The organism is Flavobacterium sp. RNTU_13 (genome assembly GCF_046614455.1).
Lineage (GTDB): Bacteria > Bacteroidota > Bacteroidia > Flavobacteriales > Flavobacteriaceae > Flavobacterium.
Map to the genome: position 1 here is coordinate 1 of NZ_JBKJHB010000015.1, position 1351 is coordinate 1351.

1 pseudogene is annotated in these 1351 nt (G+C 49.5%); it reads right to left on the reverse strand.

Annotation, left to right across the window (positions count from 1 at the left end):
• Window positions 1-1351, reverse strand: a pseudogene (locus ACLI08_RS16370) (hypothetical protein); the annotation flags it as partial.

Here is a 1351-nt window from a genome sequence, read left to right on the forward strand (position 1 = left end):
GTACCTGTCGAAAGTATCGTCGTCGATGCCAACGCAGTGCCACCTGTAGCTGCTGTGTACCATTTTAATGAAGTACCATTAGCAGTTAAACTTGCTGCCGTTGCTCCGTTACAGAAGGTCTGTGCCGATGCTGTTGGGGCAACTGTTGTATTTACTGTTACGCTCACCGCGGTCCTTGTGCTCTCACAAGCATTAAGTGTTTGCGATACGTAATATGTACCTGTTGAAAGCGCAGCAGTGGTTGCCAACGCCGTTCCGCCTGTAGCTGCTGTGTACCATTTTAATGAAGTTCCGTTTGCTACAAGGTTAGACACCGTTGCTCCGTTACAGAAAGTCTGTGCCGATGCTGTTGGAGCAGCAGTTGTATTTACTGTTACACTCACCGCTGTTCTTGTACTCTCACAAGCGTTCAGCGTCTGAGATACGTAGTAGGTGCCTGTTGCAAGCGCGGCAGTGGTTGCCAACGCAGTGCCACTTGTATTGGAAGTGTACCATTTTAGTGAGGTACCGTTTGCCACAAGGTTCGCTACGGTTGCACTATTACAGAATGTCTGTGACGATGCTGTTGGAGCGGCAGTTGTATTAACCGTTACACTTACCACAGTCCTTGTACTCTCACAAGAATTTATTGTTTGCGATACGTAGTACGTGCCGGTAGAAAGTATCGTGGTCGAAGCCAACTCCGTTCCGCCTGTAGCTGCTGTGTACCATTTTAACGAAGTGCCATTAGCAGTTAAACTTGCTGCCGTAGCTCCGTTACAGAAGGTCTGTGCCGATACTGTTGGAGCAGCAGTTGTGTTTACTGTTACATTCACTGCTGCCCTTGTACTTTCACAAGCATTCAGTGTCTGAGATACGTAGTAGGTACCGGTTACAAGCGCGGCAGTGGTTGCCAACGCCGTTCCGCCTGTATTGGAAGTGTACCATTTCAATGAAGTGCCGTTTGCCAAAAGGTTAGACACCGTAGCTCCGTTACAGAATGTCTGTGCCGATGCGGTTGGAGCAGCAGTGGTATTTACTGTTACGCTTACCGCGGTCCTCGTACTCTCACAAGCGTTTAGCGTCTGAGATACGTAGTACGTACCTGTTGAAAGCGCGGCAGTGGTTGCCAACGCCGTTCCGCCTGTAGCAGCTGTGTACCATTTTAATGAAGTGCCGTTTGCAGTTAAACTTGCTACTGTAGCTCCGCTACAGAATGTTTGTGCAGATGCTGTTGGGGCAACTGTTGTATTTACTGTTACACTCACCGCGGTCCTTGTGCTCTCACAAGCGTTCAGCGTTTGCGATACGTAGTACGTACCTGTTGCAAGCGCGGCAGTTGTTGCCAACTCCGTGCCGCCTGTAGCAGCTG